The 591-nt window shown below is 63.5% G+C and carries 1 pseudogene; it reads left to right on the top strand.

The features are described 5' to 3' along the window. Window positions 1–591, top strand: a pseudogene (locus ABD211_RS20855) (hypothetical protein); the annotation flags it as partial.

Genomic DNA, 591 nt, shown 5'->3' with positions numbered 1-591 from the left:
CGGCCGTCACAGTCGACGCCGGTCAAGGTTCTGCTCGCGGTCTGGCGCTGGCGCTGGGAGTTGTTCGTCCTGGCCAGCATCGCCTACATCACCATCGCCCACGGAACGGCGATCACCGGCTACTTCCGGTCGAACCCGCTGTGGCTCAACGCCTTGCTGATCATCGTCCTCTGCGGATGGATCGTCACCGACAACCCGGCACGCCGGTTCGTCCTGAATCGGTTCTGGTGTGTCATCACCCGGCACCGGCTCCGTGCCTGCCTGGTTGAGATGCGGACCCTGAACTACTCAGGGAACCTGCCGTTCATCGTGGCCTGCTTCTCCACCAAGACCGGCCAGATCGTCTGGCTGTGGATGCGTCCCGGCCTGTCGATGGAAGACCTCGACAACAAGGCCGAAACCATCGCGTCGGCCTGCTGGGCACGCTCAGCAGTCATCGCCCGATCTAAGCGCAATGCCGCTGTCGTGCGCATTGAGATCAACCGCCGCGACCCGCTGTCGAAGACGCACATCACCTCACCACTGCTCAACGACACCAGCGACATGCCCGAAGCGGCAGTCGCCGATGACGCTGTCATGGCCTTTCTCGGG

Source organism: Luedemannella flava, from assembly GCF_039528515.1.
Lineage (GTDB): Bacteria > Actinomycetota > Actinomycetes > Mycobacteriales > Micromonosporaceae > Luedemannella > Luedemannella flava.
Note: the sequence above shows the minus strand (reverse complement) of the source record. Positions and strands in the feature narration are given on the sequence as shown.